The following is a 4,942-nucleotide window of genomic DNA, read 5'->3' as shown; positions in this document are numbered from 1 at the left end:
CCACCGCCGCCCGCTGTTCAGCCAGGACCGCGCGGCGCCAGCGAAACAGCAGGCTGGAATGCAGCCCGTGCCGGCGTGCCACCGCCGAGGCCGACGTGCCCGGCTCGTCCGCCTCGGCCAGGATCGCCCGCTTCTGCTCCGGCGACCACGCCCGGCGCGTGCCGGCGACCACGACGTGCGAGGGAGAAGTCATAGATCCAGACCCAGGGCCGATACAGCGCCATCCGACGCCAGCACCTGTATCCAGAGCGCGCCACTACCCGCGCAAGGCAGCCGTCACCGAGCGCTTACGGTAGGCCCAGGGCAGCAGCTCATCGAGGCGGCGCTGGGGATGGCCCTCCACGATGCGGGTGATGACGTCGGCGAGGTAGGCCTGCGGCTCGACGCCGACGAGCTTGCACGTCTCGATCAGCGAGGCGATCACCGCCCAGTGCTGCCCGCCGCCGTCCGAGCCGGCAAACAGCGCGTTCTTGCGGTTCAGGGCCAGCGGCCGGATCGCGCGCTCGACGACGTTCGAGTCGATCTCCTGCCGGTGCAGCATGGGCAGGCGGTACCGTCAATGTCGACGAGCCTCTCGATCCGCGGCAGGTGGGCGGGCAGCGCGCCGCGGTTCGTGCGGCGCCGGCCGATCCGGGCGGCCTTCTTGGCCGGGTCGGTCTCCTCGGCGGCCAAGCCCGCGGCCTCAACCTGTTCGGCCTCCTCTAGTACTACAGCCGGGTTTGTGCGTTGTCGTGGTGGAGGTTTGCCATGACGAGGGTGACGCGAGCGGATGCGTCGCGCTGGGCGCGGAGCTTCGATGAGGTTCTGGAGCGGATCGGCGGCCGCTTCGGACGAGCGGAGCCACGCAGGAGGGCCGAGGCTTACCTGCGCGGCCTCCTAGCGCCGGTGGAGCGCAAGAACGGCTGGCAACTGGCGGAAGCGGCGGGCGATGCCACACCTGATGGGGTCCAAGAGTTCTTGAGCCGGGTGCACTGGGACGCGGATGCCGTGCGCGACGACCTGCAGGGCTACGTGGCCGAGCATCTGGGCGATCCGAACGCGGTGCTGGTGCTCGACGAGACGGGCTTCTTGAAGAAGGGGGTCAAGTCGGCCGGTGTACAGCGCCAGTACACCGGCACGGCCGGGCGGATCGAGAACGCGCAGGTCGGGGTGTTCCTGGGCTATGCCGGATGCCACGGCCATGCGCTGATCGACCGGGCGCTCTACCTGCCCAAGTCCTGGACCGACGATCGCGCCCGCTGTCGGGCCGCGCGTGTTCCCGATGACGTGACCTTCGCGACCAAACCGGCGCTGGGCCTTGCCATGCTGGAGCGGGCGCGCGTGGCCAAGCTGCCATTTGCCTGGATCGCGGGTGACAGCGTCTACGGTGGCGACCGCGCCATCCGCCGCTGGGCGGAGGATCACCGGATCGGCTACGTGCTGACCGTCACGTCGGGCCAGCGGCTGGCCATGCGCCCCGTGGCCGACTGGTTTGCCGATCAGGTCGAGGCGCGGCCCGAGGACGCCCCGCCCGTCTGGCAGCGCCTGAGCGCGGGGGACGGTGCCAAGGGACCGCGCCTGTATGATTGGGCCTGTGTCCCCTATCGTGGAGCCGCGCTAGGCTTCCAGTGCGCGCTTCTGGTCCGCCGCTCGCTGGCCGATCCGGACGAGCCGACCTTCTACCTGACCCACGCACCGATGGGCACGCCGCTGGGCGACCTCGTGCGGATCGCCGGCCAGCGCTGGACGATCGAGAGCAACTTCGAGCAGGCCAAGGGCGAGGTCGGGCTCGACCAGTACGAGGTGCGCTCCTTCATCGGCTGGCACCGGCACGTCACCCTGGCGATGCTCGCCCACGCCTACCTCGCCGCCCTGCGCCGGGCGGCTATCGGGGGGCGTGGTCACGACCGACCTCGCCGCGGACCTGCTGCCCCTGACCGTACCCGAGATCCGGCGCCTGCTGGCTGCCATCGTCGGCCTGCCTCCGTCCAAACCCGCCGCGATCCTGCGCTGGTCCGTCTGGCGACGACGCCATCAGCAACGGGCCAGACGCGCCCATTAGCAACGACGGACCCAACGCGCCAAACGACCAAACAAAAAGCGTCAGTCGCCTAAAACCCGGCTGTAGTACTAGCCCGAGCAGGAGCTGGTCCTCGGGCAGGCTCTCGGCCCGGCGCCCGAAGCGGTGACGCTGCATCGCCTTGATGATCTGGCGCAGCCGCTCGTTCTCGGCGTGCGCCTCGACGAGCTGCGCCCTGAGCGTCTCGGGATCGTCGGGCGGGGGCGGAGCGGGTGTAGCGCGACGATCTGGATGAGAGCCGAGCGACAATCAGGATGAGAGACCGGTGTCGCGGCGGGTTGATGATGAGCGGATCGATCGACCCGCACAAGACAGTTTTGAGCGAAGTTCGTGTCGCGGCGCGTCACGCGTCGGCGGTTTTGATTGTCGCGCGGGTCGGCGGTCGACCGGGACCGCGCTTCCGATCGAGGGCCGTGCGACGCCGGTAGCTCTCGACGTTCATCTCGAAGATGGTGGCATGATGCACCAGCCGGTCGACGGCGGCGAGCGTCATCGCCGGATCGGGGAAGATCCGGCCCCATTCGCCGAAGGGCTGGTTGGCGGTGATCATCAGGGAACGGCGCTCGTAGCGGGCGCTGATGAGCTCAAACAGCACGCTCGTCTCGGCTTGGTCCTTGGTGACGTAGGCGAGGTCGTCGAGGATCAGCAGATCGAAGCGGTCGAGCCGACCGATGGCCGCCTCCAGGCCGAGCTCGCGCCGGGCGACCTGCAGCTTCTGGACGAGATCGGTCGTGCGGGTGAACAGCACCTTGAAGCCGGCCTCGACGAGGGCGAGCCCGATCGCGGCGGCGAGGTGGCTCTTACCGCCGCCGGGTGGGCCGAACAGGAGCAAATTGGCCCCCTGCGCGAGCCACGCGTCGCCGGCGGAGACTGCCATGACCTGGGCCTTCGAGAGCATCGGCACGGCGGCGAAGTCGAAGCCGTCGAGCGTCTTGCCCGGCGGCAGGCGTGCCTCGGCGAGATGACGCTCGATGCGCCGTCTGTCGCGCTCGGCCAACTCGTGCTCGGCCAGCGCCGCGAGGAAGCGGGCAGCGGGCCAGCCCTCCTTGTCGGCCTGTTCGGCAAAGCGGGGCCAGACGGTCTTGATGGTCGGCAGGCGCAGCTCGCCGAGCATGATGCCGAGCCGGGCGGTATCGACGGCGGTGGTGGTGCGAGCCGGGGCCTTCATGCCGCCTCTCCCGTCGTCCGAGGGTCTCTGACGGCATCCAGGAGGCTCTCGTAGCTCGCCAGCGAGCCGAGGGCGACGGTGACGTGGGGAATGGCCGCCGGATCGGGGGCGAAGCGGGCCCGCAGGGCGGCGAGATCGGGCAGGCGCTTGGCGGCGAGTTCGACCGCCAGGCATGCGGCGAGTTCGGCCTCGCAGCCCCGGTCATGGGCGAGCGCGAGGAGATCGACGGCGATGCGGCAGGCTTGCCGCTCTGGAAGCGCGGCACGCAGGGCCTCGAAGGCGTGCCGGTAGGGTGGGCGTGGGAAGAGCCGGTCGCGGTAGACGAGGTTGAGCAGCGCCATCGGCTTGCGCCGGAGAGCGTGGATGACGTGGTGATAATCGACGACCTGATCGTGCCGTCCGCCCGGATGAGCCCGGCCCCGCGGCAGGGTGAAGAGGTGGGATCCGCCGACGAAGACGTCGAGGCGGTCGTCGTAGAGCCGCACGCGCAGGCTGTGGCCGATCAGGCGCGAGGGCACGGTGTAGAACACCTTGCGCAGGCGGAAGCCGCCGGCCGAGGAGACGCGCACGCTGACCTGTTCGTAGTCGCACGAGCGCCGCTCGGGCAATCGCCCCAGGGCGGCCCGCTCGCTGTCGATGCGCTTGACCTGGCGGGTGTTGCGGCGTCCGACGAGCTCGTCGACGAAGGTGCGGTAGGCGGTCAGGTCGGGGAAGTCCGTGCTGGTGCGCAGCAGGAGCGCGTCGGCGATGGCGCGCTTGAGGTGGCCATGTGGGCCCTCGACCGAGCCGTTCTCGTGAGCGAGGCCGGTGTTGTTGCGGGTCGGCGTCATGCCGTAATGGGCGCACAGGGCCTCGTAGCGGCGGGTGAGATCCTCGCATGCGGCCTCGTCGAGGTTGCGGAAGGCGGCCGAGAGACTGTCGGTGCGATGCTCACGGGGCACGCCGCCGAGCGACCAGAGGGCGTTCTGCAGCCCTTCGGCCAGCGCTACGAAGCTCTCGCCGCCGAGCACGACGTGGGCGTGCTCGAAGCCGGAGTAGGCGAGCCGGAAGTGGTAGAGCCGGTGGTCGAGGCGCATCCCGGCGATGGTGACGCCGAGGTCGGCCATGTCGGTGAAGTCCGACAGTCCCATCCGCCCGGGCTCGTGGGTCTGACGGAAGATGACGTCCTGGTCGGCCCCGTGCACGGCGCGCCAAGCCCGGATGCGCCGCTCCAGGGTCCGCCGGACCCCTTCGCCCAGATCGGGATGACGGCGCAGGATCTCCTCGAAGACCGCCACGGGCCTCAGGCCAGGCGAAGCTTCGAGCAGCGGCACGATCTCGGTCTCGAACACCTCGGCGAGGGGATCGGGCCGTCGTCGGCCACGCGGGGCCTTCTTGGCCGAGGGCAGGCGCGGATCGGCGCTGATGCGATGGCCGGTGGCGGGACTGAAGGCGGCCTTGGCGGCGGCCGCAGCGACGCTGTCGCTCTGACGGAACTGCATGAAGAGCCTCATCTGGTGATCGGTCACGTGGCGGCCGGGCACGGGCGGGCTCCTCGTCGAGAGGACGTCCTTGCCCGTCGCCAGCTGGCCGCTCTCACCAGACGGCATGCCCCTTGGGGTCACGCCGACGCCGATCTGATGCCTCCGGTCGGGCTCCGCCCTCCCTCCATCATCAGATCGGCGTTCCTCTCACCTTGATTGACGCGCTGGCCTCATCCTGATTGTCGCGCTGCA

The 4,942-nt window shown here is 70.1% G+C and carries 4 protein-coding genes and 2 pseudogenes; 1 reads left to right on the top strand and 5 read right to left on the bottom strand.

Annotated features, from left to right (window positions below):
• Positions 1 to 193 (bottom strand): transposase (locus Q8W71_RS32430; protein ID WP_305524274.1); only part of this gene is annotated, 193 nt, incomplete at its 3' end.
• A 63-nt stretch (positions 194 to 256) separates the two neighbouring features.
• A pseudogene (locus Q8W71_RS32425) lies at positions 257 to 532 on the bottom strand (transposase domain-containing protein); the annotation flags it as partial.
• Between the two features lie 194 nt (positions 533 to 726).
• Here Q8W71_RS32425 and Q8W71_RS32420 point away from each other — a divergent pair.
• Positions 727 to 2,094: an IS701 family transposase gene (locus Q8W71_RS32420; RefSeq protein ID WP_370875600.1), complete on the top strand. Its 1,368-nt coding sequence runs from the start codon at positions 727 to 729 to the stop codon at positions 2,092 to 2,094.
• A 16-nt stretch (positions 2,095 to 2,110) separates the two neighbouring features.
• Here Q8W71_RS32420 and Q8W71_RS32415 read toward each other — a convergent pair.
• The 3 genes and pseudogenes from Q8W71_RS32415 to istA form a co-directional block, all read right to left on the bottom strand.
• A pseudogene (locus Q8W71_RS32415) lies at positions 2,111 to 2,308 on the bottom strand (IS66 family transposase); the annotation flags it as partial.
• A gap of 94 nt (positions 2,309 to 2,402) precedes the next feature.
• The gene (istB, locus tag Q8W71_RS32410; RefSeq protein WP_305529341.1) at positions 2,403 to 3,227 is read right to left on the bottom strand and encodes an IS21-like element helper ATPase IstB; all 825 of its coding nucleotides are present in this window, start codon (positions 3,225 to 3,227) and stop codon (positions 2,403 to 2,405) included.
• On the bottom strand, positions 3,224 to 4,750 hold the full coding sequence (gene istA / locus Q8W71_RS32405) for an IS21 family transposase (RefSeq protein WP_458351527.1): 1,527 nt from the start codon (positions 4,748 to 4,750) through the stop codon (positions 3,224 to 3,226). The genes istB and istA overlap by 4 nt, the downstream gene beginning before the upstream one ends.
• Between the last annotated feature and the right edge of the window lie 192 nt (positions 4,751 to 4,942).

The organism is Methylobacterium amylolyticum (genome assembly GCF_030700245.1).
Taxonomy (GTDB): domain Bacteria; phylum Pseudomonadota; class Alphaproteobacteria; order Rhizobiales; family Beijerinckiaceae; genus Methylobacterium.
The sequence above is the reverse complement of the archived record's forward strand: the minus strand, read 5'-3'. Positions and strand labels throughout refer to the sequence as shown.

Bases quoted from the DNA above. Each gene is read 5' to 3' on its own strand.
- istB (WP_305529341.1), bottom strand. From the start codon at position 3,227: ATGAAGGCCCCGGCTCGCACCACCACCGCCGTCGATACCGCCCGGCTC.